Genomic DNA, 26,553 nt, shown 5'->3' with positions numbered 1-26,553 from the left:
TCGGCTAGTGTGACGCAAAAGACTCAGATGGAAAGAGGCTCGAAGTTTTTTTGGTTAACGCCATCTGGAAGGGTAAAAACGACGTTCACCTTGACCAATTCATAACCCGACGAGTATGGATTGGCCATGACGGAACATGTTTTGAGGGGCGATCGGTCGGCCTCCTGCGACGAACTATTCAAGGCCCTGTCGGACGGCACGCGACGCGCCCTGCTCGAATATCTGGTGCGCGAAGGGGAACAGAGCGTTCACGCCCTCACCGCCATCTCCGGCGTATCGCAACCCATGGTGTCCCGCCACCTCGGCAAGCTGAAACGCGCCAGCCTCGTGACGGCCCGTCGGGCCGGGCGCGAAACCTATTATACGGCCAGGGCAAAGGGCCTCGCCCCGGTGGTGCAATGGATGGCGGTCTATGGCGCGCTATGGTCCCAGCGATTCACCGCGCTGGAGGATCTGGACGGCTATTAAGGAACATCCTGCTCCTGCGAAGGCAGGAGCACGGCAATTCCATGTAGCAGATCTATTTAGCCGACTGGGCCAGGATCGCCTCAATCAGCAGCACGTCATCCGGCTTGTCGGCATCGATGCAGGCCTCAGCCTTCTCCATCGCCACCAGCCGCGCGACCAGCCCGAACCGCCGCCCCACCCGCGCGATCCCGCCCCGCAGCGTGGAAATCCTGAACACCGCCCCCAGCAAGGCCAGCGGGCCAAAGGCAGACAATATCTTCCACCCCTTCTTCCGGTCCTGCTCGACCTCCTGCCACAAGGCGACCACTGGCCGCGCCTTGATGCTGCCGAACCAGAAGATGTTCGCCCCCGACCACCAGCCATCGCGGAATTTCAGCCATGTCCGCCGTGACCCGGGATAGCGCGCCAGCAGCGTGGCCCGCTCCACCATCGCCACGGCAATGTCCGCCCCGGACGCCTGCCCTGCCATCTGGTCGAGCATCGCCCCATCCAGCAGCACATGATCCGCCGTCGTCATCAGCAGTGGAAAGGGCAAATCCGCCCGATCCAGCAGGGCCATGATCGATGACGCGATCCCGCCCCCGCTCTTCTCGAACCGCACTTTGGGATGCTCCGCCAGCCAGGCGGTGGCGGGATCGGCGGCGAACAATTCCGGCGCCTGCGTCAGCACGACCAGCCGCCCGATCGCCGGATGCGCCAGCAGGGCACGGGCCGGGCGGTTGATCATCGGCTCCCCCGCCACGGGCACCAGCGGCTTGACCGCAACCCCGGCGGCCACCGCCAAAGGATCAGGGATCGGCCGCGACCCGGCCAGCAATATCGCGGTGATGTCGGAAGCCGCTGCGTTCATTCCCGCCCGTTAGCGGAGGGAGTCCGCCACGAAAAGCTATTTCCCGGTCGCCGCCGGCCCTGCGGTCTTCTGCGCCACCTGCACCGGCAGGCCGATGCGCAGGCTCTTCAACTGCGCCAGCCGCGTCCGGAAGGCCGCCAGTTCCCTGCCCGCCAGTTGCGACGTCGTGGTGAAGCGCACCGACAGCGGATTGATCGTCTGCCCGTTACGGTACAATTCATAATGCAGATGCGGTCCGGTCGACAGGCCCGACGACCCGACATAGCCGATCACCTGCCCCTGCCGCACCCGCTGCCCCGGCGATGCCGCGATGCGGCTCATATGCGCATAGCCGGTGGCAAGGCCGCCGCCATGCTCCAGCCGGACATAATTGCCATGCCCGCCATGCCGCCCGGCATAGGATACGACGCCGTCGGTCGCGGCATAGATGGGCGATCCATAGGCGGCGGCGAAGTCGATCCCCGCATGCATGCGGGTATAGCCCAATATGGGATGCCGCCGCATGCCGTAGCTGGACGACATGCGCCCCGCCACCGGCGCCGACAGCACGCCGCGCCGCTGGCCCACGCCAGATGCCTCGAACCATTGGGTCCGCCCGTCCTGCGTCCATTTCAGCATGTCGATGCCGCGCCCGCTCGCCCGGTGCAGCCCGGCGAACAGCAGGTCGCCCACCTCCACATCGCCGGTGTCGGCCCGCCGATATTCGGTGACGATGTCGTATCGGTCGCCGGCGGAGATCGAACCCAGATCGACCTGCTGCGCCACGACGCGCAGGAAGCTCTGGATCGCCTTGGGCGGCGCCCCCGCCGCCCTGGCCGAGCGATAGAGGCTCTCGCCCACCACGCCCTGGATGCGCAGCGGCGTCTCGTCCACATGGATCGCCGTCCGCTGCACCTGCAACACGCCGCCGACCCGCGCAATCTCGATCCCCAGGTCAAGCCGCGCCCGGAAAGCCAGCTTGTCCAGAGGCCGCGGCACGTCCTGACTCGCCCGCCGGCCCAGCACGATGTCCAGCGGTGTCCCCGGCTTCAATCCCGCGCCGATGTCGCCCGCCATCAGGCTGGTGACCGTCGCCGTGTCGCTGCTGCTCACGCCCGCTCGCGCCAGTGCCCGTGACAGCGAATCGCTGCCGCCGATCTGCGCGCGCAATTCGATCTGCGGCCGCTCCGGCGTCTCGCGCAGCGGTTGCACCGCGTCGGTCGGTCCCATGCGCCGCCCGCTGTCCGCGCCCAGGGCCAGGGGCATGATCATCTGGCTGCGCACTTCATCGAACTGCCTGGCCGCCATCAGCGGCTGCCGTTCGCCGGGCAAGGGATGAAAGCCCGGCGACAGATAGAGCGCCGCCGCGCACAAGCCGAAACAGGTCGCAAGGCCCCGGAACCAGGTGAAACTTCCCACCCGCTGGCCAAGGTCGGGGACCAGTTCGACATCCTCGGCCCAGTCGCGCAGCTTCTCGCGCCAGTCGCGCCGGTCCGGCCCCCCGTTGCGGATCGAGTCAGTCAGCCACAGGGACGCGGAGGCGCCACCCTGCTGGGCATTGATCTGACCATCATGAAACACGGTAAAACAGGCCCCCGGGGCAAATGTCGCCCGACCCCCGCCGCGCGCTCATCCGCAATTTTGTAAAAGGGCAAGGTTAAAGTCAAATAAACGCGCCTTTTTTAACCCTTTTTCCGCGACCGGCCGTGCCGCGCAAGGGGCCGGCAGACCAATCCCCCTTGCCCTTGCCCGATCCATGCCCGACATAGCGGGGACCATGGCCCAGTTCGCCCGATCGCCCCTCACCGCCGTCCTGGGCCCCACCAATACCGGCAAGACGCATCTGGCGGTCGAACGCATGTGCGGCCATTCCTCCGGCATGATGGGCTTTCCGCTGCGCCTGCTGGCGCGGGAAGTCTATGACCGGGTGGTCGGCATGAAGGGGCCGGCGCAGGTCGCCCTTGTCACCGGCGAGGAAAAGATCGTGCCGCCGGGCGCGCGCTACTTCCTCTGCACGGCGGAATCGATGCCGATCGGCACAGGCCGGCAGGCTGGAACGGCGCAGGACGGGCTCGGCGATTATGCCTTCGTCGCCCTGGACGAGGCCCAGCTCGGCGCCGATCCGGAACGGGGCCATGTCTTCACCGACCGCCTCCTCCGGGCAAGGGGGCGGGAGGAAACCATGATCCTGGGTTCAGCCAGCATCGGCCGCGTGGTGAAGGCGCTGGTCCCCGATGCGGAGATCATCGGCCGCCCCCGCTTCTCGACGCTCAGCTATGCCGGCGCGAAAAAGCTCTCCCGCCTGCCCAAACGCTCCGCCATCGTCGCCTTCTCCGCCGAGGAGGTCTATGCCGTGGCGGAAATGCTCCGCCGCTTCCGGGGTGGAGCGGCGGTGGTCATGGGCGCGCTCTCGCCCCGCACCCGCAATGCGCAGGTGCAGATGTTCCTGAACGGAGAAGTCGACTATCTGGTCGCCACCGACGCGATCGGCATGGGCCTCAACCTCGACGTGGCGCATGTCGCCTTCGCTTCGCTGCGCAAATATGACGGCCGCCGCACCCGCCGCCTGACGGTCGCGGAAATGGCGCAGATCGCGGGACGCGCCGGACGCCACCACCGGGACGGCACCTTCGGCAGCCTGGGCCATGAAGACGGCGACGCCGCCTTCACGCCGGAGGAGATAGAGGCGATAGAGGCCCACCGCTTCCCTCCGGTGGAACAGCTTTTCTGGCGCAACGGCACGCCCCGCACCGACAGGCTGGATCACCTCATTTCCGATCTGGAGCAGAAACCCGACCGCCCCGAACTGCGCGCCGCTCCCGAAGCGGTCGACCTTGCCGTGCTCAAGCGGCTCGCCGACGATCCGCTGGTCATCGATCGGGCACGCGGCAGGAAGCAGGTCGAACGCCTCTGGGCCGCGTGCAGCCTGCCCGATTTCCAGAAGCTGGGTGCTGAACATCATGCCCGCGCCGTCGGCCGCATCTGGCGCTTCCTGTCGGACGACGGCCTGGGTGCCGGGGGCCATATTCCCCGCGACTGGTTCGCCCAGCAAATTGCCCGACTCGATTCGGTGCAGGGCGACATCGACACCCTGTCCGGCCGGATCGCCGCCGCCCGAACCTGGTCCTATATCGCCCACCGGGCCGACTGGCTCGCCCATCCGGCGGAAATGGCGGAGCGGACGCGCGCCCTGGAGGAAAAGCTGTCCGACGCCCTCCACGCCGCGCTGACGCAGCGTTTCGTGGACCGGCGCACCACGGTTCTGCTAAGGGATATTGGCCAGAGCGCGGCCAATCTGCCGGTCGAAATCGAACCGGATGGGACAGTCTGCGTCGATGGCGAGACGATCGGGCGACTTGACGGATTTCGTTTCTCGGTCGATCCCGCTACCCGGCATCAGGACAGGAAGATGCTGCTGGCGGCCGCTGAACGGCGCCTTGGAAGGATATTGCGAGTGAAGGCTGACGAATTGCTGGGCGCACCCGATACTGATTTCGCGCTCATGGACGAAGCAGGACAGACCCCCGGCATAGGCTGGAAGGGGGATCCGGTGGCCACGCTGCACGGCGGCGCCACGCTGCTGACACCGGAAATTCGGCTGGATCGCGCGCTTCTGGCGCTGGGCCAGGATGTGCAGAAGCAGGTGGCGGCCCGCCTCGCCGCGTGGATGGACGCGCAAAAGGAAAAGCATCTGCTGCCGCTCACCAAGATGGTGGCCAGCGCCTCCGACCCGGAAGTCCCCGCCGTCGTCCGCGCCGTCTTTGCCCAGCTTGCCGATGCCGGCGGCGTCATCGCGCGCACCGACCTCGATTCGGCGCTCGGCCATCTCGACAAGGACCAGCGCCATCTGCTGCGCCGCGCGGGCATCGATATCGGCGTGCTCGACATCTATCATCCCGGCCTGCTGAAGCCCGGCGCCGCACGCTGGCGCGCTGTCCTGCTGGCGGCGCGCCTGGGCAAGCCGTGCCTGCCCCTGCCCGGCCCCGGCCTCACCCTGATCCCGGCTGGCGAGAAGCCCGAACAGATGGGCGCGCGCATCGCCGGCTTCCGCGGCTTTGGCGAACAGATGCTGCGCATCGACATGGCCGAACGCATGGCCCGCACCGCGCATGAGGCCATTGCAAAGAACGAGGCCTTCACCGCGCAAAGCCCGCAGATCGTCTCGCTCGGCCTGTCGGAGGATGCCTTCCAGCAACTGATGCGCCTGGCGGGCTTCCGCGCCGTGGAGGCGCCGGCCGAGGGCGGGCCCAACTGGGCCTTCCGCGGCCGGCAGAAGGCCCGCGCGCACCAACAGCACGCCAGCCGTGAAAAGCGCGGCGCACCGGCCCAGGGCAAGCCGCGCAACGACCGCGGGCCGCGCCCCGCCGCCTCGTCCGGCCCAGCCCCCACCGGCAACAACGCCTTTGCGGGCCTGGCCGAACTGCTCGGCCGCAATGGCTGACGCGGGCCTGGTTCCGGCCCACGGCCCCAGCCTGCGCATCGACAAGTTCCTCTGGTTCGCGCGCCTCGCAAAGAGCCGTTCCATCGCCCAGAAAATGGCGGAGGACGGTCACATCCGCCTCAATGGCCGCCGCATCGAACGCTCGCACGCGCCGGTGCGGGCGGGCGACCTCATCACCTTTCCCCACCCCAGCGGCGTCCGGGTCGTCCGCATCCTCCAGCTCCCCGGCCGCCGGGGCCCGGCGGCCGAAGCGCAATCCTGTTATGAGGAACTTACCGTGGGCGCCTGAGCCCCGATGATCCTTCCCGCCAAGCCCGGCTAACGCCCACCCAAAAATATCCTCATTGACCTTCGCCCCGGCCGCGCATAGCAGGCGCCGATTGTCTCAATTCCAAGAGTGTTGACCCATGACCTATGTGGTGACCGATAACTGCATCCGCTGCAAATATATGGATTGCGTCGAAGTTTGCCCCGTGGACTGTTTCTACGAGGGTGAGAACATGTTGGTCATCAATCCCAATGAGTGCATCGACTGCGGCGTGTGCGAACCGGAATGCCCGGCCGAAGCGATCTTGCCCGATACCGAGAACGGCCTGGAAAAATGGCTGGAGCTCAACACGAAATTCTCCGCCGAATGGCCGAACATCACGGTCAAGGGCGATGCGCCCGCGGACGCCGATGAAATGAAGGGCATCGAAAACAAGCTGGAGAAATTCTTCTCGGCGGAACCCGGCACCGGCAGCTGAGCGACCGGCCCCGGTCGGCCCAGGACTAGCTCTAGCGGTCAACTTGCGCGCCCACTCCCGGATTTTGTGTCCGGGGGTGGCAATTTTGTTACGAATCTGATAAATGGGAACCAACAGGTGGACATGGTCGCGTCCGCTACGGAGACAAATGCCTGATGTTATGATGGTGGCGCCGCGCTTCCCCTGGCTGGTGCGTCTTTTCGCACCTGCAACGCGAATGCCACCGTTCCCCCGAACACATGGAAAGGTTTCAAATGGCTGCCAAGGCGCTGTCCTTTGACGTAGGTGATTATGTTGTTTACCCCAAGCATGGCGTTGGCCGCGTCATAGAGCTGCAAAAGGAGCAGATCGCAGGCATGGAGCTGGAGCTGTACGTGCTCCGCTTCGAGAAGGAGCGCATGACGCTCCGCGTTCCCACGAACAAGGCCGAAGGCGTCGGCATGCGCAAGCTGTCCTCCAACAAGACGCTGGAGGAGGCGGTCGAAACGCTGAAGGGCAAGCCCAAGGTAAAGCGGACCATGTGGTCGCGCCGCGCCCAGGAATATGAAGCGAAGATCAACTCGGGCGACCTGGTGTCGATCGCTGAAGTGACGCGTGACCTGTTCCGCGCCGACGATCAGCCGGAACAGAGCTATTCCGAACGGCAGATCTTCGAGGCAGCGTCCAGCCGCCTCGCCCGCGAACTCGCGGCGATGGAGGAAACGGACGAACCCAGCGCCCTCAAGAAGATCCTGCGCATCCTCAATGAGGCCGCACCCCGGCACGTGAAGGTCGAAGGCTGAAGAATTCGGGCTGAACCGACAACGGCAGGCCTGGAAAAGGGCGCCCCCGATCGGGGGCGCCCTTTTTGCATGTCAGCCACGCGGATGAAGCCGGACGGCCGGTTCCGCCGAGGGCTTCACTCGCCCTTGGCCGCGCCTGCCGCATCCTTGGCCGCGTCGCCGACGTCGCTCGCCGCCTGACCGACCTGCGAGGCGGCGCTTTCGACCGCGTTGTCCTTCCGGCTCTGGCTGCTGATCAGAAAGAAGGCGGCAATGGCCACAACCACGACCAGCAGGAGAACCGCTATCATGGTGCCGCCGCCGCCACGCTTTTCGATGATCGTGGTCGTTGCTGGACGCTCCTGATAATCCGCCATATTGATCCTCCTCATCTTCACGCCACCCGGCGGCATAAATGCGCAAGCACACAGACGGGTTCCTGGCGGGTTCCTGGGCCGCGACGGCCGCGCCAAGGCGCCTTTCCGGATAATCCCTCAGCGGCAATAGCCCTCCCGTCCCGGCAGGACGATCAGGCAGTCCTGCCGGCCAGCCAGATCCTTGAAGCCGGTCTCCGCCCCCGTTCCCGGACGGATGGTCAGATCCTTGCCGTCGCGCATGAAGCGGATCGTCTTTCCTTCGGCCACGCCGGCATAATCCGCCTGCCGGTCCAGATTGTCCTGGTTCGCGATCGCATAATGGCCGCGCCGGCCGTCCGGCGAAGGCTGAATGTCCAGGAATAGCCCCTCCGGCCCGTTCCACCGTCCGACCCATTCGTCGGTCGGCAGGTTCGCCGACTCGTTGACGGCTGATCCGACGGCGTCCGGCTCCGCGATCGCCTCAACCTCCGGGGCCTCGACATTATTTCCCTCGTTCCGGTCCACATTCTTCGTGCAGCCCGACGATAGCGCTCCCATTGCCATCAGCGGCAGGAGCAGGCCCAGATTGCGGCGTTTCATCCATCTTTCTCCTTGCAATTGACCCGATAAACCGCTGAACGCGAGGCTTCGATCCATTTTTTCCGGAAGGGACGGAGCCGCATGTCAGCGGCTGCGGCGGGAAAATCGGATCATGGGCGGGGAAGAGAGATGGAGAACAAGGTTGAGGTGCGCCCGGAACGGGCACGGTTCGTTCGCGAATCCGCTGATTTCCGGCGGCAGGCGCTGATAGAGGCGACGGCGCGCTGCCTTGCGGAAAAGGGCGTGGGCGGCACTTCCGTTCGTGCGATCTGCGCCTATGCCGGCGTCTCGGCGGGCTTGCTCACCCATTATTTCGATGGCGTCGACGCCTTGATCCTGGCCACCTATCGCGATGTCGGCGAAAAGGTCGCCGCCGCGATGGAACGCGCCGTGGCGGAGGCTGGACCCGATCCGCGTGACCGACTCTGGGCCTATCTGCGGTCGAACTTCCAGCCGCCCGTGCTGGACCCCAATCTGCTCGCGACCTGGATTTCCTTCTGGAGCCTCAACAAGACCAATCCGGCGATCGCCGCCACCCATGCCGAAACCTATGGCGGGGGACGCGAACGCATGGAGGTTCTGCTGCGTGAAGCAGCGCCGCAGATCCCGCGTCCCGACGCGCGCATCGCCGCGATCGGGCTGACCGCCATGATCGACGGCCTGTGGCTGGAACTGTGCCTCGACTCCTCGACCTTCACGATCGCCGAAGCGCTCGGCATGATAGAGGAAGCGATGAATTACGTGCTGGCGAAGCCCAGAAATGGCCAAGTCGATCAATGACGCGGGTAGTGATCGTTTTTATCAATCAAGCTGGCCAATAAAACCAATTTCACGCCACCCCGCGCATTCCCTACATGGGTCGGGCAACAGCAACCCCTGTAAAGGAACTGGAAAGCCCATGGCGCTTATCAATACGACCATCAAGCCGTTCACCGCCACCGCTTACAAGGAAGGCAAGTTCGTCGACGTGACCGACGCCGACGTGAAGGGCAAGTGGGCCGTCTTCTTCTTCTACCCCGCCGACTTCACCTTCGTCTGCCCGACGGAACTGGAGGATCTGGCCGACATCTACCCGACGCTGCAGAAGCTGAATGTCGAGGTGTACTCGGTGTCGACCGACACGCATTTCAGCCACAAGGCCTGGCATGACACCTCGCCGGCCATCGGCAAGATCAATTATTACATGCTGGGCGACCAGTCGGGCCAGATCACCAATAATTTCGACGTGATGCGTCCGGGCGTCGGCCTGGCCGACCGCGCGACCTTCCTGGTCGATCCCGAAGGCGTGATCCAGTTCATGGAAATCACCTCGGAAGGCGTCGGCCGCAACGCGACCGAACTGCTTCGCAAGGTCAAGGCTGCGCAATATGTCGCCGCCAATCCCGGCGAAGTCTGCCCGGCCAAGTGGGAAGAAGGCGAAGCAACCCTCGCTCCGTCGCTCGACCTCGTCGGCAAGATCTAAGAGCCTTGAGTCTCGTCGGGCTGGGTCGAGACACGCTCTCCCCTGCCCGGCGGACCATCCTGGAACCGCGTTTTCCTGCGAAGACAGGAACACGGTCCCCTTTCGTGCCGAATTCCCGCCTTCGCAGGAAAACGGAACGTCAATACCGCCAGATCATTGGCAAGAACGCCGGGCCTTCGGGTCGCACCATCCCGGCGAAGATATAGAGCATCGTGCGCAAAAGTGGGAACCGGTTTTGCGCAAAAACGATGCGACATCAAAAGCATAGCGCGCGCTGCATGACTCGGACTTGACGCAACGCGCTCTAGCCGCGCCCCGGATAGGCGCGCCCAACCCAAGGAGACCAGAAGATGTTGGACGCAAATCTCAAGGGCCAGCTCAAGGCCTATATGGCGAACATCACCCAGCCGATCGAACTGGTCGCGTCGCTGGACGACGGCGCGAAGAGCCGGGAACTGAAGACCCTGCTGGACGAGATCGCCGAACTGTCGGACAAGGTGACCATCGCCGCCGGTCATGACAGGCGCGTGCCCAGCTTCATGATCCGCCGCGCCGGCACGGACATCGGCGTCACCTTCGCCGGCCTGCCCATGGGCCATGAATTCACCTCGCTGGTGCTGGCACTGCTCCAGGTCGGCGGCCACCCTTCCAAGGCGGCGCAGGACCTGATCCAGCAGATCAAGGATCTGGACGGCGACTTCGCCTTCGAAACCTATTTCTCCCTCTCCTGCCAGAATTGCCCCGACGTGGTGCAGGCTCTCAATCTGATGAGCGTGCTCAACCCGCGCATCAGCCACGTCGCGATCGACGGCGGGCTGTTCAAGGAAGAGGTCGACGCCCGCAAGGTCATGGCCGTCCCCACCGTCTTCCTGAACGGCGAACCCTTCGCCAGCGGCCGCATGGAGCTGGAGCAGATCGTCGCCAGGATCGACAGCGGCGCGGCAGCCCGCGCGGCCGAGAAGATCGAGGCCCAGGACCCGTTCGAGGTGCTGGTGGTCGGCGGCGGCCCCGCCGGCGCGGCCGCCGCGATCTATGCGGCGCGCAAGGGCATACGCACCGGCGTCGCGGCGGAGCGTTTCGGCGGCCAGGTGCTCGACACCATGGATATCGAAAATTTCATCTCGGTCAGCCGTACCGAGGGCCCCAAGCTGGCGTCGGCGCTGGAAGCGCACGTCAAGGATTATGAAGTCGAGATCATGAACCTTCAGAAGGCTGCAAAGCTGATCCCCGCCAGGACCGAAGGCGGCTATCATGAGGTCGTGCTGGAAAATGGCGCGTCGCTCAAGGGCCGGACCGTCATCCTCTCCACTGGCGCCCGCTGGCGGCAGATGGGCGTGCCGGGCGAAGAGGAATATCGCAACAAGGGCGTCGCCTATTGCCCGCATTGCGACGGTCCGCTGTTCAAGGGCAAGCGCGTGGCGGTGATCGGCGGCGGCAATAGCGGCGTCGAAGCCGCGATCGACCTTGCCGGCATCGTCGCCCATGTGACGCTGATCGAATTCGACAGCCAGCTTCGTGCCGACGCCGTGCTTCAGCGCAAGCTCGCCAGCCTGCCCAATGTCAGGATCATCACCTCGGCCCTGACGACCAGGGTGGACGGCAATGGGGAGAAAGTGACCGGCCTCAGCTACAAGGACCGCAACAGCGGCACGGAGCATGATGTCGAGCTGGAGGGCATCTTCGTCCAGATCGGCCTTGTCCCGAACACCGAATGGCTGAAGGACGCGATCGCCCTTTCCCCACGCGGCGAGATCGAGATCGACGCGCGCGGCGAAACCAGCCAGCCGGGCATCTTCGCCGCAGGCGATTGCACCACCGTGCCCTACAAGCAGATCGTGATCGCCATGGGTGCCGGATCGACGGCGGCGCTGTCCGCCTTCGACTATCTCATCCGCCTCCCCGCGACGGAGGAAGCCGCCGAAGCGGCCTGATCACAAGGACGGCAATCAGGAAGGCGGCGGGGTTCACAGGAGCCTCGCCGCCTTTCTCACACCCTTTCGGGCCTAACGCCGCATCAACCTCAACCGGAATATTCCCGGATCCACCTCCAGCATCGGCGCGCCCTCCACCGGATCGTCCCGCTGCGCCAGCGCGACCGGCGCCTGCGGGGTGAAGGTGGCGACGGCGCTGCCCGGATCGCCCAGCACCAGCGCGTCCACCATCATCGTCGGGCTCAACCGCTCCGGCGTCACGCTGACCAGCGTTCCGACCTGCGTCATCCCGAACAGCTTGCGGGCGAAGGCATAGGGCAGGCGGATACAGCCATGGCTCGCCGGATAACCCGGATTGTGCCCGGCATGCAGCGCGATCCCGTCCCAGGTCAGCCGCTGCATGAAGGGCATGGGCGCGTTGGAATAGATGTTGGACCGATGCCATTCCCGCTTCTGCAGGACGGGAAACTCGCCGGTCGGCGTGCGATGCCCCTTCATCCCCGTCGACACGCTGGCGATGCCGACCAGCCGGTCACCGTCATAGACATGCACCCGCTGCCGCTCGATGCTGATGACCAGATAGAGCGGCCCGCCAAACGGCCCCTCCTCCAGCCAGCTATACCCCCCCGGGCCCAGCGATTCCTGCGCCCCCGCAGGCCGCGCAACCGCAAGGATCAGCAACAGCAGGAAGGTCGGAAAGGCGCGCATAAACACCTTCTTAACCATAAGACCGGCCGGCACCAGCCCCCGCATGTCGCTTCCCCGTATCGGAACGGGATGGGCCGCTGCAACGATCCCCTAGAGCAGGCTCAACTGCGCGACCGGCGCAAAGCTCCTGCGGTGCAGCGGCGTCGGCCCATGCTCGCGCAGCGCGGCCAGATGCCGGGCGCTGCCATAGCCCTTGTTGCTTTCCCAGCCATAATGCGGGTGCACCGCCGCCGCCTCTATCATCATCCGGTCGCGCGCCTCCTTCGCCAGGATGGAGGCGGCCGCGATCGACAGGCATTTGGCGTCGCCCTCGACCACTGCCGTCGAAGCCCATCGCCACTGCGGACAGCGATTGCCGTCGACCAGCACATGCGCGCAATCATGGGTCAGCGCCTCCACCGCCCGCGTCATCGCCAGCATGGTCGCCCACAGGATATTCAGGCTGTCGATCTCCTCGACCGACGCGACCCCCAGGCCCCAGCACAGCGCCCGCGCCTTGATCTGGCCCTCCAGCACGGCCCGCTTCGCCGCGCTGAGCTGCTTGCTGTCATTGAGCCCGTCGGGGCAATCCTCCTGCCGCAGGATCACCGCCGCCGCCACCACCGGCCCGGCCAGCGGCCCCCGCCCCGCTTCGTCCACCCCGGCGACCAGTCCGGGATGATGGCGCAGTTCATGGGCGAAATCAGGCATGGTCATGGAATCCGAAAGGCGCGCCCATCGGCCCATGTCCGCCGCCCAGCCCAGGCGCCAGCGCCAGCGCCTCCCGCACATATTTGCGCGCCCGTTCGATCGCGTCGATCATGTCCCATCCCTGGCCCAGCCCCGTCGCGATCGCGCTGGCCAGCGTGCAGCCGGTGCCATGGCTATGCCGCGTGTCGATCCGCGCATTGCTCCACGCCTTCACCACGCCGCGCGGCCCGATCAGCCGGTCGGTCAGCATCGGCCCCTCGCCATGGCCGCCCTTGGCGAGCACATGGGTGGCGAAGCGGATCGCGATCTCCTCCCCGCCCAGCGCCGCCAGTTCCGGGATATTGGGCGTCACCACCGTGGCCAGCGCCATCAGCCTCTCGAACGCCGCCACGGTCGCCTCATCGGCCAGCACCGAACCGCTGCTGGCGACCATGACCGGGTCGAAGACGATGGGCACGCCCTCCAGCATCGCCAGCCGCTCCGCCACCGCCGCGGCGGTCTGCGCCGATCCGATCATGCCGATCTTCACCGCGTCGACACCGATATCGCTGATGACGCTCTCCATCTGCCCGATCACCATGTCGGTCGGTACCGGGTGAACGCCCTGCACGCCCAGCGTGTTCTGCGCGGTGATCGCGGTGATCGCCGTCATGGCATGACCGCCCAGCAGCGTCACGGTGCGGATATCGGCCTGGATGCCGGCCCCGCCGCCGCTGTCGGACCCGGCGATGATCAGGACGCGCGCGACGGTCATGCCCTGAAACGCCGCTCCGCCGACGCCGGATGCCGCTTCAGCGCGTCGCCCGTCCGGGTCGGCCGGTCCATCAACTCCCCGCCGCAATTGGGGCAGCGGTCGTCCAGCGCCTCCGCACAGGACGCGCAATAGGTGCATTCGAAGGAACAGATGAACGCGCCCGGCTCATCGGCGGGCAGGTCCACGCCGCAACGCTCGCAATCGGGCCGCATCTCAAGCATGATCCGCACCCGCCGCTCGTCCGTCCTCTCTTCGCCGGCGGGAACGACCGCAACGCGACGCCATCACGCCGCCGCCCTGGCCACCGCGTCGCAGATGCGCTCCACTACATCCCTGACCTGTTCCTCCCGGTCGCCTTCCGCCATCACCCGGATCACCGGCTCCGTACCGGAAGGACGGATGACCAGCCGCCCGCTGCCCTGCAGTTCCGCCTCGGCCTGGGCGATGACGCGCTTCACATCCTCATGCTCCAGCGGCCTGCCGCCCGAAAAGCGGACATTCTTCAGCAATTGCGGCACGGGATCGAACTGGTGCAGCACCTCGCTCGCCGGCTTGCCCGATCGCACCAGCGCCGCCAGCACCTGCAGCGCCGCGACCGTGCCGTCGCCGGTCGTCGCATAGTCCGACAGGATCATATGTCCCGACTGCTCGCCTCCCACATTGAAGCCGCCCTCGCGCATCCGTTCCAGCACATAGCGGTCGCCGACCTTGGTCCGCTCCAGCGCCATGCCCTGCCCCGCCAGGAAACGCTCCAGCCCCAGGTTCGACATCACCGTCGCCACCAGCCCGCCGCCGCGCAGCGTGCCCGCCTTCGCGAAATTGCCCGCGATCAGGGCCATGATCTGGTCGCCGTCGACGATCGTGCCATGCTCGTCCACCACGATCAGCCGGTCGGCGTCGCCGTCCAGCGCAATGCCGATGTCCGCGCCCGCCGACACCACGCTTTCCTGCAACAGCAGCGGCGCGGTCGATCCGCACTGGTCGTTGATGTTGATGCCGTTGGGCGTGACGCCGACCGCCACGACCTCCGCCCCCAGCTCCCACAGGGCGGAAGGCGCGACCTGATAGGCCGCGCCATTGGCGCAATCGACCACGATCTTGAGTCCGTCGAGCCGCAGTTCCGCCGGAAAGCTCGACTTCACCGCATGGATATAGCGGCCGCGCGCATCCTCCACGCGGCGGGCCCGGCCGATGTCCTGCGATGCGGCGAGCGGAATCTGCTGGTCCAGCATCGCCTCGATCTTCAGTTCATCCTCATCGGACAGCTTGTATCCGTCCGGACCGAACAGCTTGATGCCATTGTCGAAATAGGGATTATGACTGGCGGAGATCATCACGCCCAGGTCGGCGCGCATCGAATGGGCCAGCAACGCCACGGCGGGCGTCGGGATCGGCCCGAACTGCACGACGTCCATGCCGACCGCGGTGAACCCGGCGACCAGGGCATTTTCCACCATATAGCCCGACAGCCGCGTGTCCTTGCCGATCACCACGCGGTGGCGATGGGTGCCCCGCTGGAAATGCTTGCCCGCCGCCATGCCGACCTTCATCGCCAGCTCGGCCGTCATCGGCCACTGGTTCGTGCGCCCGCGAATGCCGTCCGTACCGAAATATTTCCTGCTCATCGTCCCTGCCCGCCCAGCGGTGAAGCTCTCACCCTCCCATAGCAATCTTTGTTCGACTTTCCAGCCGGGACCGGCCATCCCCTTGCGAATGGACGGATTCAATGCAGCGGTCGACGCCCTTTCCGGCGCGGTCTTCATGAAGGTGCCGGTGCTGGGCACGCAGATCGAACTGATCGTGCTCTACCTCGCGCTGCCGATGCTGTTCTTCACCATCTGGCTCGGCTTTCCCAACCTGACGGCCGTGGGCCGGGCGCTCCGCATCCTCAAGGTGCAGCCCCATGCGGGCGAGGCGAAGGGCGACGTCAGCCAATGGGGCGCGCTGTCGACGGCGCTGTCGGGCACCATCGGCCTCGGCAATATCGCCGGCGTCGCGGTCGCGCTGACAATGGGCGGGCCGGGCGCGATCCTCTGGATGTTCATCATCGGCTGGTTCGCCATGACGGTGAAGATGGCGGAAGTAACGCTGGGCCTCAAATATCGCGTCTTCGACGCGCAGGGCCATGTGCATGGCGGGCCGATGTATGTGCTGAAGGCGGTCGGCGCCGCGCGCGGCTGGCCCAGGGCCGGGCTGATCCTGGGCGGCCTCTACGCTTTTTTCGCGCTGTTCGGGGCGATCCCCATGGTTCAGGTCAACCAGAGCTTCGCGCAGGTGAAGGTAGTGACGGGCTTCGGCAATGGCTGGGCCTATGGCACGATGCTGGCGGGCGCGGTGGCGCTGGTGACGCTGGGCGGCGCGGCCTGGCTGGGCGAAGTGGCGAAACGTCTGACCCCGCTCAAGGTCGCGGTCTATCTGGTCGGCGTGGCGACCGTGCTGATCCTTCATGCCGCCGCCATTCCGGGCGCGCTGGCGGACATCTGGCACGGCGCATGGAACGGGCAGGCCGCGACCGGCGGCGCGGTCGGCGCCTTCGTCGCCGGCATGCGGCGCGCCGTGTTCGCCAGCGAGGCGGGCGTGGGATCGGCGGTGATGGCGCACAGCCTGGCGCGCGTGCGGCATCCGGTGTCGGAGGGGCTGGTCGCCCTGCTAGAACCGCTGCTCGGCACGATGGTCGTCTGCGCCCTGGGCGGGCTGGCGCTGGTCGTGGCCGGCACATGGAAGGGCGGGCTGGAGGGGATTGCCATCACCTCCGCCGCCTTCGCGCAGGTGTCGCCCTCCTTCCCCTGGCTGCTCGCGGTGGTGGTGGTGCTGTTCGCCTATTCGACGCTGGTCGCCTGGGGCTTTTACGGCCTTCAGGCCTGGGGCTATCTGTTCGGCAACGGCCCCAGGGCGCAATGGACCTACAAGATCCTCTATATCGTCGCCCTGCCCCCCGCCGCCGCGATCGACCTCGGCCGGGTGGTCGGCATCGTCGACAGCAGCTTCTTCCTGATGGCGGTCCCCAATGTCATCGCCCTCTACCTCTGCGCCGGGGAGCTGCGACGCGATGTGCGGGACTATCTGGCAACCCCCGAAGAGGATTAGGCCCCCAGGCTTTCAGCAAGCCGTGCTCCTGCGAAGGCAGGAGCCCAGTCCCGCCGCCTGAACGGCTCGCATCCCCCTGATCACCGAATGACGGCAGGGCAGGAACACCGTGCCCTTGTTGAGGCAGCCTATCGCGCCATCGCCGCCTCGATCTCCGCAATGCTGCGCGGCACGCCTTCGCTCAACCGCTGCGATCCGGTCGGCGTGATCAGGTACAGATCCTCGATCCGGATGCCGTAATTGGCGGACTGGACATACAGCCCCGGCTCCACGGTGATGACCGCGCCGGCGGGCAGCGGCTTCGACATGTCGCCCACATCATGGACGTCGAGCCCGACCAGATGCCCCAGCCCATGGGTGAAATCGTCCACCCGCCCCGCTTTCCGGAACACGTCCTTCGCCGCCTCGACCAGATCCTCATAATAGACCCCGGCCTTCAGCCTGGCGACGGCGGCGGCCTGCGCGGCGAGGACCAGTTCATAGGATGCGCGCTGTTCGTCGGTGAACCTGCCGCTGGCGGGGAAGGTGCGCGTCACGTCGCAGGCATAACCCCCGACGGAGGCGGCCGCGTCGATCAGGATCAGGTCCTTCTCGCCGATCACGCCGCTGCCGCCCGTATAGTGCAGCGACGCCGCGTTGCGCCCGGTCGCGACGATGCTGTCATAGGCCAGCCCCTCGCCGCCTCCGGCGCGGAAGCCCTCCTCCAATATCGCCTTCAACTGCCGTTCGGTCATGCCGGGACGCACCTGCTTCATCGCGGCGATGTGACCCCGCGCCGTCGCTGCCATCGCCTTGCGCATCAACTCCAGTTCGCGCGCTTCCTTGACGATGCGCAGCGAAGGCAGAAGCGCGCTGTCATCCTTCATCGAAACGCCCGGCACGCGCTGCATCACCCTGCCATAGAGCTCCAGCGCCTTGGGCACGGGCGCCGATGCGCTGACGATCGGCCCCAGGAAATGCAGCGTCTTGGACCGCTCGGCCAGGGTGGTGACCAGGCTCCCCAGGCCGCCGGTGCGCGAAACCCTGGCAAAGCCCGTGCGCCGCTCCAGTTCCGTGCCCAGCGGCAAGCGCTCGACCTCCCAGCGCTCCGACTCCACATCGCGCGACGGCAGCAGCAGCCATTCCCTGATTGTGCGTTCGGCGGGCGCCATGACAAGGACGGCATCCGGCTCGTCGACAATGCCAGTCAGCCAGGCAAAATCGCCATCCTGCACGAAGGGCGGCGCCACCGCCGCGCTGCTTTCCACCGGCCCCGCGCCATGGACGACGGCGACCCCGTCCTTCAATGCCTCCATCACCCGGCGACGGCGTTCGCGGAACACCTCGGGCGCGAAGGGGACCGTTCCCGACGGCGTGGCAAAACCCTGCGGCGGCAGGACCTGCGCGCGCAATCCAGTCGCGCACAGGAGCGAAGCCGTCCCGCCCGCGATTATCGACCGTCGATCCAACATGTCCCTGAACTCCCTTGCCCACCAAGTGAAGCAGCAAGAGGTGTATGATGTCAATAATACAGTAAAAGGCCCCGCCAAAAAGGCGAGGCCATTCTATGTAACATTCATGGACTTTGGTTCAGATCTTGTCGCCAAGAGCGCCCTTGACGGAACCCTTGATGTCCTGCGCCGTGCCCTTGACCTTCTGGGCTTGCCCCTCCGCGACCAGGTCAGGATCGCGCTGGTTGCGGCCGACAGCTTCCTTGATCGCACCAGCGGCCTTGTTGCCCGCGGCCTTCACCTTGTCGGTCATCTCGCCCATCGGAAATCTCCTTGCGTTGCTGTTACCCGATGAACGGATGAGCAGAACCGAAAGTTTCCACCAATACGCAGGCGGAACGGACAGCATTGCGAAACGGGCGTCACGGCGGCGCGCGTTCAGACCGCCTAGTCCGAAGCGGATGGCTTGCGCGCCCGATGCTCCACCACGAATTCGCTGATCGCCTGACCGCTGGCATTGAGCAACGGATATGTCCGGGCATCCGACAGCCAGTCGGGGCGTCGCGCGCCGCTGCCGTAAAAAGTGTCATAAACCAGGCTGAACGCCAGAAACACCAGCGTCGCGCCGATCAGGCCTTTGACCGCGCCGAAGCCCGCGCCCAGAACCCGATCGACAGGTCCCAGAATCGACTGCCGCGTGCGCCGGCCAATCGCGTGCGCCAGCATCTTGCCAGCGCCGAACGTGATGCCGAAGACCAGAACGAAGGCCAGCACAGCCGCCCCACTCACACTGCCGACGAAGGGCGCCACCAGTTCCGTGGCCGAGGCATGGAAGAGCCGGATCGCAAAGATCGCCAGCACCCACGCGATCAGCGACAGGGTTTCCTGCACGAAACCACGCATCAGCCCGAAAATGGCACAGCCGCCGATCAGCAGCAGGACGAGTATGTCGATCGCGTTCATCGCGCTGTTGGCTATCCGCGGCCGAGCATCTGGTCAACAAGTTGCGCAAGGGCGCGATAACCGCTCACGGAAATGCCCTTGACGCCGTCAGCCACGGCGGCGGGAACAAAGGCACGATTGAAGCCGAGCTTGGCCGCCTCGCGCAATCGGAGCGGAGCATGGGCCACCGGCCGGATTTCGCCAGACAGAGCAATTTCCCCGAAGAGGACCACATCGGCGGGCACCGGACGCTCCGACAGGGCCGACATCAGCGCCGCCGCAACCGCCAGGTCGGCCGCAGGGTCCGACAGGCGATAGCCGCCCGCGACGTTCAGATAGACTTCGCAGGTAGAGAAGCTGAGGCCGCAGCGCGCCTCCAGCACGGCCAGCACCATGGCGAGCCGCCCGCTGTCCCATCCCACCACGGCGCGACGGGGCGTGGCGCCGCTGGAAAGACGGACGACCAGCGCCTGAATCTCGACCAGCACCGGGCGCGTTCCCTCCAGCGCCGGGAATACGGTCGCGCCGGTCACATTCTCGTCGCGATGGGTGAGGAACAGGGCGGAGGGATTGGCAACCTCCTCCAGCCCCTCCGCCACCATGGCGAAGACGCCGATCTCGTCCGTGCCGCCGAATCGGTTCTTGATCGCGCGCAGGATGCGATATTGATGGCTCCGCTCACCCTCGAAGCTCAACACGGTGTCGACCATATGCTCCAGCACGCGCGGACCGGCGATGCTGCCGTCCTTGGTGACATGGCCGACAAGGATCAGGGCCGTGCCGCGCTGCTTGGCAAAGCGGATCAGCTCCTGCGAGGAGGCGCGAACCTGGCTCACCGTGCCGGGCGCGCCCTCGATAAGGTCGCTGTGCATCGTCTGGATCGAATCGATGATCAGCAGCGCCGGTGGTGCACCTTCGCCCAGGGTCGTCAAAATGTCGCGCACGGAAGTGGCGCTGGCAAGCTGCACGGGCGCGTTGCCCAGCCCCAGCCGCTGCGCGCGCAGGCGCACCTGGTCCGATGCCTCCTCCCCGCTGATATAGGCGACGCTGTGCCCCGCAGATGCAATGCGGGCGGCGGCCTGCAGCAGCAGCGTCGACTTCCCGATGCCGGGATCGCCGCCGATCAGCGTGGCCGAACCGGAGACGATGCCGCCTCCCAGTGCCCGGTCGAACTCCGCTATGCCGGTGGTGGTGCGCGGCGGCAGTTCCACCTTGTCGTCCAGCCCCACCAGCATCAGCGCCCTGCCCCCGCTATGCAGGTCATGACGGGCGGAAAAGACGGTTTCCGCAGCTTCCTCGACAATGCTGTTCCATTCGCCGCAATCGTCGCACTGCCCCTGCCACCGGCCCGAAACGGTGCCGCATTGCTGACAGACGAATTTGCGCTTTGCCTTGGCCATTGCGCACGCATAACAGAACATATGCGGAACACAAATCCTCTTTGCATCTTCCCGTGGAAACCGGGCGCGGAGTGGCGCATTGTTTCGTCATGAAGACCGTCCGCCTCGCAAGCTACAACATCCGCAAGGCCATAGGCACCGACCGCCGCCGGGTTCCCGAACGAGTGATCGACGTTCTGAACGAACTGGATGCGGACATCATAGCCCTGCAAGAGGCCGACCGGCGCTTCGGTGTCCGGTCGGCCGCGCTGCCGCACTGGCTGGTTGAGAGCATCAGCCCCTATAAGCCCGTGCCGCTCAACGTGCAGGTCGATTCGATGGGCTGGCACGGCAACGCCATATTGGTGCGCAAGGAGGCAGAGGTGGGCGCGCACGACGTGCTGCACCTGCCCTGCCTGGAACCGCGCGGCGCCACCATGGCGGAGGTGACGCTGGGCCAGGCGTCCTTGCGCATCTTCGGCATGCATCTCGATCTGTCGGGACTATGGCGGCGCAAGCAGGCCGCCGCCGTGATCCATGCCGCGCATCTGGGCGATCCGATGCCGACGGTCCTGATGGGCGATCTCAACGAATGGAGCGCGGAGCGCGGCTGCCTCGCCGACTTCGCGCGGCATTACAGCTTCGCGCCCTGCGGTCGGTCCTTCCACGCGCGGCGCCCTGTAGCAAGGCTCGACCGGATCATGCATTGCGAGCGGCTGAAGCTGGTCGACTGTGGCGTGCACGAAAGCGCTTCAGCGCGCAAGGCGTCGGACCATCTGCCGATCTGGGCGGAATTCAACCTGGGGTGACGAACCTGTTGGGCAAAGGCGCCTCACCACCTACACCCCCTCGACAAGCCGCCCTTGCTCTGCAACTCTCCGCCCCATGAAAGAGCGGGAACTCAGGCTCGCACTGGTCTGCTATGGCGGGATCAGCCTGGCCGTCTACATGCACGGCATCACCAAGGAAATCTGGCACCTGGCCCGCGCCAGCCGGGCTTTTCATGACGGCGTCCCCTCCGGCAACAGCAGCGAGGCAGTCTATCGTCAGTTGCTGGAGGATCTGGAAAAGACCTGCGGCATCAAATTGCGGGTGATGCCCGATATCATCGCCGGGGCCAGCGCCGGCGGCATCAACGGCATCTTCCTGGCGCAGGCGATTGAGACGGGCCAGTCGCTGGACCCGCTGACCGACATGTGGCTCGACAATGCGGATGTGGAAAAGCTGCTCGATCCCGATGCCCGACCGGCGCGGCGGATCACCAAATTCTGGGCGACGCCGCTCGTCTGGATGGCGGCGCGGCATCCGGGCGACACGGTCGAACGCACCGTCGCGCCTGACACGCGGGAGGAGGTTCGACACAAGCTGTCGCACTTCATCCGCTCCCGGTGGTTCGAGCCTCCCTTCGGCGGGGAAATCTTCACCGCCATGATCCTGGATGCCTTCGACGCGATGGAGGCGACCGGGCGCGGTCCACCCTTGTTGCCCGCCGGCCATCCTTTGGACCTGTTCGTCACTGTCACGGATTTCGAAGGCCATCCCCAGAGCCTGAACCTCAACAGCCCGCCACAGGTGGTGGAGACGGAGCATCGGCTCTCCATCGGCTTTCGCGCCCACGGTCGGGACGGACGCAATCTTGCCGACCCGGCCGAACTGGTCTTCGCCGCCCGAGCCACTGCCAGCTTCCCCGGCGCCTTTCCGCCCTTCACTGTGCGTGAGCTGGATCGGGTGCTGAAACGCCGCCATCGCGCCTGGCCGACGCGCGACGCCTTTCTGGCGCGTGCCCTTCCCCGTCATGCGGCGCGCGGCCGTGCCGAGGACGCGGTGTTGATCGACGGCTCGGTGCTGGCCAACGCTCCCTTCGCGCAGGCCATCGGCGCGCTCAGGAACCGGCCGTCGCGTCGCGAGGTCGATCGGCGCTTCGTCTATATCGATCCCAAGCCCGGTCATCGCTCGATCCAGCTCAACCGACACGGCGAGGCGGAGGAAGCATCGGGCCAGGATGCGCCGCTGCCCGGCTTCTTCCGCACGATCTTCGGCGCCCTGAGCGATATTCCCCGCGAACAGCCGATCCGGGACAATCTGGAGGCGATCGACCGCCACAGTGCCCGTATCCGTCGCATGGTGCGCATTTTGAACGCGCTGCGACCAGGGATCGAGGCGGAGGTGGAAAGCGCCATCGGCGGTATGCTCTTCCTCGACCGGCCGACGCCGGCACGGCTTTCCGCCTGGCGCAACAAGGCGCAGCAGCGGGCGGCCAGTTCCGCCGGTTTCGCCTTTCCCGCTTATGGCCATCTCAAGCTGTCCGGCATCGTCGAGGATCTGGCCGACCTGCTGTTCCGCCTGAGCGGGGAGGAAAGCGCCCTGATGCGCGAAAGCTATCGCCAGGCCCTGTGGAGCCATGTGCGTGCCATGGGCGCTGACCAGTTGACGGAGGATGTCGGCCCCGCCTCTGCGCCGGTCGACTTCTTCCGCCTGCACGACCTGTCCTTCCGCATCCGGCGCCTGCGCTTCCTCGCCCGGCGGCTGGCCGAGACGCTGGAGGTGGAGGTGGAGGTGGAGGCGGCCGCCGCCGACCCCGCCATCCAGAAGATGCACGACGCCATCTATGCCGCCCTGTCGCACTATACCGAATGCGAGGGCACCGACTTCTACAATGGGGAGATCAAGGCGGCGGCCGGCCAGGTGCCCAGCGATGCTGGCGCGGCGCTGGAGGCGGTGGCGAAACTCCGCGGCCTCCGCGAACGGGACGAAGCGGCGGACATGATATTGGCCGAAGCCCTGGCCGCACTGCCCAAGGCAGCGCGGCGGACGATGCTGCTCGCCTATCTTGGCTTCCCCTTTTACGACATTGCCACCCTGCCGCTGCTGCAGGGCCATGGGATGGATGAATATGATCCGGTCAAGGTCGACCGCATTTCGCCGGAGGATTGCAGCGCCATCCGCCCTGGCGGCGCAGAAGCAACGCTCAAGGGCATAGAGTTCAATAATTTCGGCGCTTTTTTCAGCCGCACCTATCGGGAAAACGACTATCTCTGGGGACGTCTGCACGGGGTCGAGCGGCTGCTGGATATCGTGATTTCAGCATGTCCTGCGGCAAACCGTCTTTCCCGGGAAGCAGTGGATCAATATAGGCGAACCGCTTTCATGGCGATTCTCGACGAAGAGGAAGAGCGGCTGGACCATGTCGCCGATCTGATCGCCAGCTTGAGAGAGGAGATCGGGTGAACGCAGGCAAGGTGCTGTTTCCGATGATGATGCTGGCCCTGCTTGCCGGTTGTTCTCCCGACCCTGAGGGACGGGCAAACGCGAAAGCCGGACCACCATCCGCGCCAGGTCTCGCAGCCGGCCCCCTTCTCACCGGGGACAGCCCTCCACAGCGCGAACAGGATCCGGCCGCCCTGCCCGCATCGCCCGAGCTCGACCCCGCGCCTTCGCGCCATGGTGAAATGGACAGTGGACCGCGGAAGGAAATCGCGGCCGCCGGCGCATCAACCCTGCGCCCGCTGCCGATGAAGCCGTCCGTGGTCAACATCCCGCCGCCGCCCTATGTGCCCGACCTGCCGCCATCGGACGGCACGGCGGATCCCACGCCCTTTCCGGACGAGGTAACGCGATTCATGGTCGACCGCGACAGTTGCGACCATTTTCGCGGTGAGGAGGCCTATGACGCGGAACGGCTTGCCTATTTGCAGGACAATATCGCGGCGCTCTGCACCGGCACCGATGCGCGACTGTCGCTCCTGCGTCACCGCTATGCCGATGATCCGGCGGTCATGTCGGCCCTCAGCGGCTATGACGACCGGATCGAGGGCAATGCCTCCCAATAGAGTCTATAAGAGGGCATCGATCCGGGCGGCGAGGTCTATGTCCCGGCGTGACAGACCGCCCGCGTCATGGGTGGTCAGCAGGATCTCGACGCGATTGTAGACGTTCGACCATTCGGGATGGTGATCCGCCATTTCCGCCAGCAACGCCACGCGCGTCATGAAGCCGAACGCCGCGGAGAAGTCCCTGAAGGTGAAAAGGCGGCGAATGCCGTCCGGATCCTGCACCGGCGTCCAATCCGGCAGGTTCCGTAGCGCCAGCGCGCGTTCCTCTCCGTCCAATTTCGCAATCATCCATTCATCCCCTGCCTCGCCGTTCCATTTTCCGGCGGCATTAACCCATTTTCCGGTGCGTCGGCGGTTTGCAGACGATTCGGAACATGCTTTATGTCTCCCTTATGGACGATGCCGGTCAACAGCCCCGATTTGCGCCGACGCGCGAGGATATTGAAAGCCTGGCGCTGGGGGCTCTCTCCCGATTGCCTGAGCCGTTCCGCTCGCACCTTTCCAATGTCCTGCTGTTCGTGGAGGAGTTTGCCGATCCCAAGCTGCTCAAGGAGATGGAGATCGATGATCCCTTCGGCCTGACCGGCCTTTATACCGGGCGCCCGGTCGGAGAAAGGGCACAGACCGGCGACCTGCCGCCGACCATCCACCTGTTCCGTCGCCCATTGTTGGACGAATGGGTCGAAACCGGCGTGCCGCTCGACATGCTGATCACCCATGTCGTCGTACACGAGATCGGCCATCATTTCGGCCTGTCTGACCTCGACATGCACGTGCTGGAGGATATGGTCACGCTATGAGCCCGGCGGGATTGCACCTGTCGGGCGTCGCGTGCGCGCGGGGCGGGCGGCGGCTGTTCCGCGACGTCGACCTCAGCTTGGAGCCGGGCGGCAGTGCGTTGCTGAAGGGGCCGAACGGCATCGGCAAGTCCAGCCTGATGCGCATCTGCGCCGGCCTGCTGGCTGCGACCGCCGGGACAGTCGAACGCCAGGGCCGGGTAGCCCTTACAGACGAAAGGCTGGCCCTGGACACGGAGCAGCCACTTGGAACGGCGCTCCGTTTCTGGGCGCGGCTGGATGCAACAGCGCCGGAGGCCCTGGATGCAGCATTGGCGGCAATGGCGCTGGAACCTCTCAGCCAGGTGCCGGTGCGCCTGCTGTCGACGGGACAAAGGAAACGGGCGGCGCTGGCGCGCGTGATCGCGAGCGGCGCACCCATCTGGCTGCTCGACGAGCCGGGCAACGGACTTGACGAGGCGGCGCTTGACCTGCTGGGAAAAGCGGTGACCCGACATCTGGCCGATGGCGGGATCGTCGTGGCCGCATCGCACCAACCCTTGCCGCTGGCCAGCCCCGCCATGGTGAAGATGCAGGACCATGTCTGGGCGATGGAGGAGGAGGCATGACCATCCTCCTGACCCTGGCGGCGCGGGATTTGCGGCAATCCTGGCAATCCGCCGGACTGTGGCTGCCGGTCGCCTTTCTGCTGCTGGTGGCCAGCCTCTATCCCTTTGCCGTGGGTCCGGACGCGGCATTGTTGCGGCGGAGCGGCGGCGGCATGCTGTGGATTGCGGCGTTGCTCGCCAGTCTGCTGCCAGTGGACCGGCTGGTGGCGCCGGATCGCGACGCCGGCGTGCTTGACCAGTTGGCGCTGCGCGGCATCGGGGAAGAGACGGTCGTGCTTGCCAGGCTGATTGCCCACTGGCTGGGATTTGGACCGGCGCTGATGGTCGCGACCTTGCCCGCGGCTGCGCTGTTGAAGCTCGACGGAACGACCATCGGGTTGCTCGAAGCGGGACTGCTGATCGGCACGCCCGCGCTGGCGGCATTGGGATTGCTGGTCGCGACGCTGACGGCAGGATTGCGCTCCAGCGGCGCGCTGTCGGGGCTGCTGGCCTTGCCGCTTGCCGTGCCGCTTCTGATCTTCGGCGCAGGGACGCTGGGCGATGGCAGCGGTGCGGCGCTCAAATTCCTGGGCGCCACGTCATTGCTGCTGGTAGCGATCACCCCCTTTGCCGGAGGCGCCGCCATTCGCGCGGGGCGGGAGTGAAAAAGGATCCGGCACGGTTCCCGCCCACTCTTCATGCATAGCCGGGCGGACGGCTGAGGACCGCTCTTCCAGCCCAAAGCCGGCTGC

General features: G+C 66.0%; 29 protein-coding genes. 15 read left to right on the top strand and 14 right to left on the bottom strand.

From position 1 onward, the window contains the following. Positions 1-126 precede the first annotated feature (126 nt). Positions 127-468, top strand: coding sequence for an ArsR/SmtB family transcription factor (locus tag ACN9MX_RS01170; protein WP_363735478.1), 342 nt, complete (start codon positions 127-129; stop codon positions 466-468). A gap of 52 nt (positions 469-520) precedes the next feature. Here the strand turns inward: ACN9MX_RS01170 and ACN9MX_RS01165 are convergent, their stop codons facing one another. Together ACN9MX_RS01165 and ACN9MX_RS01160 are read right to left on the bottom strand one after the other, a co-directional pair. After that, positions 521-1,318, bottom strand: coding sequence for a nucleotidyltransferase family protein (locus tag ACN9MX_RS01165; RefSeq protein ID WP_363827790.1), 798 nt, complete (start codon positions 1,316-1,318; stop codon positions 521-523). Positions 1,319-1,354: 36 nt separating this feature from the next. Beyond that, entirely contained in the window at positions 1,355-2,878 is a 1,524-nt protein-coding gene (locus ACN9MX_RS01160; protein WP_363827787.1) for a M23 family metallopeptidase, read from the bottom strand. Positions 2,879-3,074: 196 nt separating this feature from the next. Between ACN9MX_RS01160 and ACN9MX_RS01155 the strand changes: the two genes are divergently transcribed. The 4 genes from ACN9MX_RS01155 to ACN9MX_RS01140 all read left to right on the top strand — a co-directional run bounded on the left by ACN9MX_RS01155 (position 3,075) and on the right by ACN9MX_RS01140 (position 7,266). Continuing rightward, positions 3,075-5,738 carry a DEAD/DEAH box helicase gene (locus ACN9MX_RS01155; protein WP_363827784.1) on the top strand — a complete coding sequence of 888 codons (2,664 nt, stop codon included), beginning with the start codon at positions 3,075-3,077 and terminating at the stop codon, positions 5,736-5,738. After that, positions 5,731-6,027, top strand: coding sequence for an RNA-binding S4 domain-containing protein (locus ACN9MX_RS01150; protein WP_363735485.1), 297 nt, complete (start codon positions 5,731-5,733; stop codon positions 6,025-6,027). Before ACN9MX_RS01155 ends, ACN9MX_RS01150 begins: the two co-directional genes overlap by 8 nt. A 118-nt stretch (positions 6,028-6,145) precedes the next feature. Continuing rightward, the gene (fdxA, locus tag ACN9MX_RS01145) at positions 6,146-6,484 is read left to right on the top strand and encodes a ferredoxin FdxA (RefSeq protein ID WP_363735486.1); all 339 of its coding nucleotides are present in this window, start codon (positions 6,146-6,148) and stop codon (positions 6,482-6,484) included. Between the two features lie 254 nt (positions 6,485-6,738). Beyond that, positions 6,739-7,266 carry a CarD family transcriptional regulator gene (locus ACN9MX_RS01140; RefSeq protein ID WP_133654593.1) on the top strand — a complete coding sequence of 176 codons (528 nt, stop codon included), beginning with the start codon at positions 6,739-6,741 and terminating at the stop codon, positions 7,264-7,266. A 116-nt stretch (positions 7,267-7,382) separates the two neighbouring features. Here ACN9MX_RS01140 and ACN9MX_RS01135 read toward each other — a convergent pair whose 3' ends face one another. Then, positions 7,383-7,622: a hypothetical protein gene (locus ACN9MX_RS01135; RefSeq protein ID WP_363735488.1), complete on the bottom strand. Its 240-nt coding sequence runs from the start codon at positions 7,620-7,622 to the stop codon at positions 7,383-7,385. Between the two features lie 117 nt (positions 7,623-7,739). Next, the gene (locus ACN9MX_RS01130) at positions 7,740-8,201 is read right to left on the bottom strand and encodes a hypothetical protein (RefSeq protein ID WP_363827781.1); all 462 of its coding nucleotides are present in this window, start codon (positions 8,199-8,201) and stop codon (positions 7,740-7,742) included. 129 nt (positions 8,202-8,330) lie between these two features. Here ACN9MX_RS01130 and ACN9MX_RS01125 point away from each other — a divergent pair, with 129 nt between their 5' ends. The 3 genes from ACN9MX_RS01125 to ahpF all read left to right on the top strand — a co-directional run bounded on the left by ACN9MX_RS01125 (position 8,331) and on the right by ahpF (position 11,594). Beyond that, positions 8,331-8,981, top strand: a complete 651-nt coding sequence (locus tag ACN9MX_RS01125; protein WP_133654590.1) for a TetR family transcriptional regulator C-terminal domain-containing protein — start codon at positions 8,331-8,333, stop codon at positions 8,979-8,981. Positions 8,982-9,099: 118 nt separating this feature from the next. Next, a complete protein-coding gene (gene ahpC, locus ACN9MX_RS01120; RefSeq protein ID WP_133654589.1) occupies positions 9,100-9,663 on the top strand; it encodes an alkyl hydroperoxide reductase subunit C in 564 nt (187 codons plus the stop codon). Positions 9,664-10,013: 350 nt separating this feature from the next. Then, positions 10,014-11,594 (top strand): alkyl hydroperoxide reductase subunit F, encoded by a 1,581-nt coding sequence (ahpF, locus tag ACN9MX_RS01115; protein WP_363827778.1) that lies wholly within the window; start codon positions 10,014-10,016, stop codon positions 11,592-11,594. Between the two features lie 72 nt (positions 11,595-11,666). Here ahpF and ACN9MX_RS01110 read toward each other — a convergent pair whose 3' ends face one another. From ACN9MX_RS01110 to glmM, 5 genes are all read right to left on the bottom strand, one after another. Next, entirely contained in the window at positions 11,667-12,302 is a 636-nt protein-coding gene (locus ACN9MX_RS01110; protein WP_363827776.1) for a L,D-transpeptidase family protein, read from the bottom strand. A 90-nt stretch (positions 12,303-12,392) separates the two neighbouring features. After that, positions 12,393-12,992 carry a ribonuclease HII gene (locus ACN9MX_RS01105; RefSeq protein ID WP_363735589.1) on the bottom strand — a complete coding sequence of 200 codons (600 nt, stop codon included), beginning with the start codon at positions 12,990-12,992 and terminating at the stop codon, positions 12,393-12,395. After that, entirely contained in the window at positions 12,985-13,746 is a 762-nt protein-coding gene (thiD, locus tag ACN9MX_RS01100; RefSeq protein WP_363735493.1) for a bifunctional hydroxymethylpyrimidine kinase/phosphomethylpyrimidine kinase, read from the bottom strand. Before thiD ends, ACN9MX_RS01105 begins: the two co-directional genes overlap by 8 nt. Beyond that, a complete protein-coding gene (locus ACN9MX_RS01095; RefSeq protein WP_363827939.1) occupies positions 13,743-13,967 on the bottom strand; it encodes a DUF1272 domain-containing protein in 225 nt (74 codons plus the stop codon). Before ACN9MX_RS01095 ends, thiD begins: the two co-directional genes overlap by 4 nt. A gap of 63 nt (positions 13,968-14,030) precedes the next feature. Next, positions 14,031-15,371, bottom strand: a complete 1,341-nt coding sequence (glmM, locus tag ACN9MX_RS01090; RefSeq protein WP_363735494.1) for a phosphoglucosamine mutase — start codon at positions 15,369-15,371, stop codon at positions 14,031-14,033. 88 nt (positions 15,372-15,459) lie between these two features. On the opposite strand from glmM, the gene ACN9MX_RS01085 reads away from it, so the two are divergent. Then, positions 15,460-16,833: an alanine/glycine:cation symporter family protein gene (locus ACN9MX_RS01085; protein ID WP_363827773.1), complete on the top strand. Its 1,374-nt coding sequence runs from the start codon at positions 15,460-15,462 to the stop codon at positions 16,831-16,833. 128 nt (positions 16,834-16,961) lie between these two features. Here the strand turns inward: ACN9MX_RS01085 and ACN9MX_RS01080 are convergent, their stop codons facing one another. The 4 genes from ACN9MX_RS01080 to radA all read right to left on the bottom strand — a co-directional run bounded on the left by ACN9MX_RS01080 (position 16,962) and on the right by radA (position 20,605). Further along, the gene (locus ACN9MX_RS01080) at positions 16,962-18,284 is read right to left on the bottom strand and encodes an aminopeptidase P family protein (RefSeq protein ID WP_363827770.1); all 1,323 of its coding nucleotides are present in this window, start codon (positions 18,282-18,284) and stop codon (positions 16,962-16,964) included. A 118-nt stretch (positions 18,285-18,402) separates the two neighbouring features. Further along, positions 18,403-18,585 carry a CsbD family protein gene (locus ACN9MX_RS01075; protein WP_363735498.1) on the bottom strand — a complete coding sequence of 61 codons (183 nt, stop codon included), beginning with the start codon at positions 18,583-18,585 and terminating at the stop codon, positions 18,403-18,405. 125 nt (positions 18,586-18,710) lie between these two features. Then, positions 18,711-19,226, bottom strand: a complete 516-nt coding sequence (locus ACN9MX_RS01070) for a CvpA family protein (RefSeq protein ID WP_363735499.1) — start codon at positions 19,224-19,226, stop codon at positions 18,711-18,713. A gap of 11 nt (positions 19,227-19,237) precedes the next feature. Continuing rightward, positions 19,238-20,605 carry a DNA repair protein RadA gene (radA, locus tag ACN9MX_RS01065; RefSeq protein ID WP_007687127.1) on the bottom strand — a complete coding sequence of 456 codons (1,368 nt, stop codon included), beginning with the start codon at positions 20,603-20,605 and terminating at the stop codon, positions 19,238-19,240. Positions 20,606-20,694: 89 nt separating this feature from the next. On the opposite strand from radA, the gene ACN9MX_RS01060 reads away from it, so the two are divergent. The 3 genes from ACN9MX_RS01060 to ACN9MX_RS01050 all read left to right on the top strand — a co-directional run bounded on the left by ACN9MX_RS01060 (position 20,695) and on the right by ACN9MX_RS01050 (position 24,414). Beyond that, on the top strand, positions 20,695-21,393 hold the full coding sequence (locus ACN9MX_RS01060; protein ID WP_363827768.1) for an endonuclease/exonuclease/phosphatase family protein: 699 nt from the start codon (positions 20,695-20,697) through the stop codon (positions 21,391-21,393). A gap of 76 nt (positions 21,394-21,469) precedes the next feature. Next, on the top strand, positions 21,470-23,812 hold the full coding sequence (locus ACN9MX_RS01055; protein WP_426387216.1) for a patatin-like protein: 2,343 nt from the start codon (positions 21,470-21,472) through the stop codon (positions 23,810-23,812). After that, positions 23,809-24,414: a hypothetical protein gene (locus tag ACN9MX_RS01050; RefSeq protein ID WP_363753429.1), complete on the top strand. Its 606-nt coding sequence runs from the start codon at positions 23,809-23,811 to the stop codon at positions 24,412-24,414. Before ACN9MX_RS01055 ends, ACN9MX_RS01050 begins: the two co-directional genes overlap by 4 nt. 3 nt (positions 24,415-24,417) lie before the next feature. Here the strand turns inward: ACN9MX_RS01050 and ACN9MX_RS01045 are convergent, their stop codons facing one another. Beyond that, positions 24,418-24,705 (bottom strand): 4a-hydroxytetrahydrobiopterin dehydratase, encoded by a 288-nt coding sequence (locus ACN9MX_RS01045; protein WP_363735505.1) that lies wholly within the window; start codon positions 24,703-24,705, stop codon positions 24,418-24,420. 86 nt (positions 24,706-24,791) lie between these two features. Here ACN9MX_RS01045 and ACN9MX_RS01040 point away from each other — a divergent pair, with 86 nt between their 5' ends. Genes ACN9MX_RS01040 through ACN9MX_RS01030 form a run of 3 tightly spaced genes read left to right on the top strand, consistent with a single transcriptional unit; the run spans position 24,792 to position 26,466 of the window. Next, positions 24,792-25,217 (top strand): metallopeptidase family protein, encoded by a 426-nt coding sequence (locus ACN9MX_RS01040; RefSeq protein ID WP_133654575.1) that lies wholly within the window; start codon positions 24,792-24,794, stop codon positions 25,215-25,217. Next, a complete protein-coding gene (ccmA, locus tag ACN9MX_RS01035; RefSeq protein ID WP_363827763.1) occupies positions 25,214-25,822 on the top strand; it encodes a heme ABC exporter ATP-binding protein CcmA in 609 nt (202 codons plus the stop codon). The genes ACN9MX_RS01040 and ccmA overlap by 4 nt, the downstream gene beginning before the upstream one ends. Then, entirely contained in the window at positions 25,819-26,466 is a 648-nt protein-coding gene (locus ACN9MX_RS01030; RefSeq protein WP_133654573.1) for a heme exporter protein CcmB, read from the top strand. The genes ccmA and ACN9MX_RS01030 overlap by 4 nt, the downstream gene beginning before the upstream one ends. Positions 26,467-26,553 lie beyond the last annotated feature (87 nt).

It is taken from the genome of Sphingobium sp. R-21 (genome assembly GCF_049913335.1).
Lineage (GTDB): Bacteria > Pseudomonadota > Alphaproteobacteria > Sphingomonadales > Sphingomonadaceae > Sphingobium.
Note: the sequence above shows the minus strand (reverse complement) of the source record. Positions and strands in the feature narration are given on the sequence as shown.

Coding starts and splice junctions, on each gene's coding strand:
- ACN9MX_RS01155 (WP_363827784.1), top strand. CDS start 3,075: ATGGCCCAGTTCGCCCGATCGCCCCTCACCGCCGTCCTGGGCCCCACC.
- ACN9MX_RS01055 (WP_426387216.1), top strand. CDS start 21,470: ATGAAAGAGCGGGAACTCAGGCTCGCACTGGTCTGCTATGGCGGGATC.
- ACN9MX_RS01135 (WP_363735488.1), bottom strand. CDS start 7,622: ATGGCGGATTATCAGGAGCGTCCAGCAACGACCACGATCATCGAAAAG.
- ACN9MX_RS01150 (WP_363735485.1), top strand. CDS start 5,731: ATGGCTGACGCGGGCCTGGTTCCGGCCCACGGCCCCAGCCTGCGCATC.
- fdxA (WP_363735486.1), top strand. CDS start 6,146: ATGACCTATGTGGTGACCGATAACTGCATCCGCTGCAAATATATGGAT.
- ACN9MX_RS01080 (WP_363827770.1), bottom strand. CDS start 18,284: ATGTTGGATCGACGGTCGATAATCGCGGGCGGGACGGCTTCGCTCCTG.
- ACN9MX_RS01140 (WP_133654593.1), top strand. CDS start 6,739: ATGGCTGCCAAGGCGCTGTCCTTTGACGTAGGTGATTATGTTGTTTAC.
- glmM (WP_363735494.1), bottom strand. CDS start 15,371: ATGAGCAGGAAATATTTCGGTACGGACGGCATTCGCGGGCGCACGAAC.
- ACN9MX_RS01095 (WP_363827939.1), bottom strand. CDS start 13,967: ATGCTTGAGATGCGGCCCGATTGCGAGCGTTGCGGCGTGGACCTGCCC.
- ahpF (WP_363827778.1), top strand. CDS start 10,014: ATGTTGGACGCAAATCTCAAGGGCCAGCTCAAGGCCTATATGGCGAAC.
- ACN9MX_RS01085 (WP_363827773.1), top strand. CDS start 15,460: ATGGACGGATTCAATGCAGCGGTCGACGCCCTTTCCGGCGCGGTCTTC.
- ACN9MX_RS01105 (WP_363735589.1), bottom strand. CDS start 12,992: ATGCCTGATTTCGCCCATGAACTGCGCCATCATCCCGGACTGGTCGCC.
- ACN9MX_RS01030 (WP_133654573.1), top strand. CDS start 25,819: ATGACCATCCTCCTGACCCTGGCGGCGCGGGATTTGCGGCAATCCTGG.
- thiD (WP_363735493.1), bottom strand. CDS start 13,746: ATGACCGTCGCGCGCGTCCTGATCATCGCCGGGTCCGACAGCGGCGGC.
- ccmA (WP_363827763.1), top strand. CDS start 25,214: ATGAGCCCGGCGGGATTGCACCTGTCGGGCGTCGCGTGCGCGCGGGGC.
- ACN9MX_RS01110 (WP_363827776.1), bottom strand. CDS start 12,302: ATGCGCGCCTTTCCGACCTTCCTGCTGTTGCTGATCCTTGCGGTTGCG.
- ACN9MX_RS01130 (WP_363827781.1), bottom strand. CDS start 8,201: ATGAAACGCCGCAATCTGGGCCTGCTCCTGCCGCTGATGGCAATGGGA.
- ACN9MX_RS01170 (WP_363735478.1), top strand. CDS start 127: ATGACGGAACATGTTTTGAGGGGCGATCGGTCGGCCTCCTGCGACGAA.
- ACN9MX_RS01040 (WP_133654575.1), top strand. CDS start 24,792: ATGCTTTATGTCTCCCTTATGGACGATGCCGGTCAACAGCCCCGATTT.
- radA (WP_007687127.1), bottom strand. CDS start 20,605: ATGGCCAAGGCAAAGCGCAAATTCGTCTGTCAGCAATGCGGCACCGTT.
- ACN9MX_RS01125 (WP_133654590.1), top strand. CDS start 8,331: ATGGAGAACAAGGTTGAGGTGCGCCCGGAACGGGCACGGTTCGTTCGC.
- ahpC (WP_133654589.1), top strand. CDS start 9,100: ATGGCGCTTATCAATACGACCATCAAGCCGTTCACCGCCACCGCTTAC.
- ACN9MX_RS01045 (WP_363735505.1), bottom strand. CDS start 24,705: ATGATTGCGAAATTGGACGGAGAGGAACGCGCGCTGGCGCTACGGAAC.
- ACN9MX_RS01165 (WP_363827790.1), bottom strand. CDS start 1,318: ATGAACGCAGCGGCTTCCGACATCACCGCGATATTGCTGGCCGGGTCG.
- ACN9MX_RS01060 (WP_363827768.1), top strand. CDS start 20,695: ATGAAGACCGTCCGCCTCGCAAGCTACAACATCCGCAAGGCCATAGGC.
- ACN9MX_RS01075 (WP_363735498.1), bottom strand. CDS start 18,585: ATGGGCGAGATGACCGACAAGGTGAAGGCCGCGGGCAACAAGGCCGCT.
- ACN9MX_RS01070 (WP_363735499.1), bottom strand. CDS start 19,226: ATGAACGCGATCGACATACTCGTCCTGCTGCTGATCGGCGGCTGTGCC.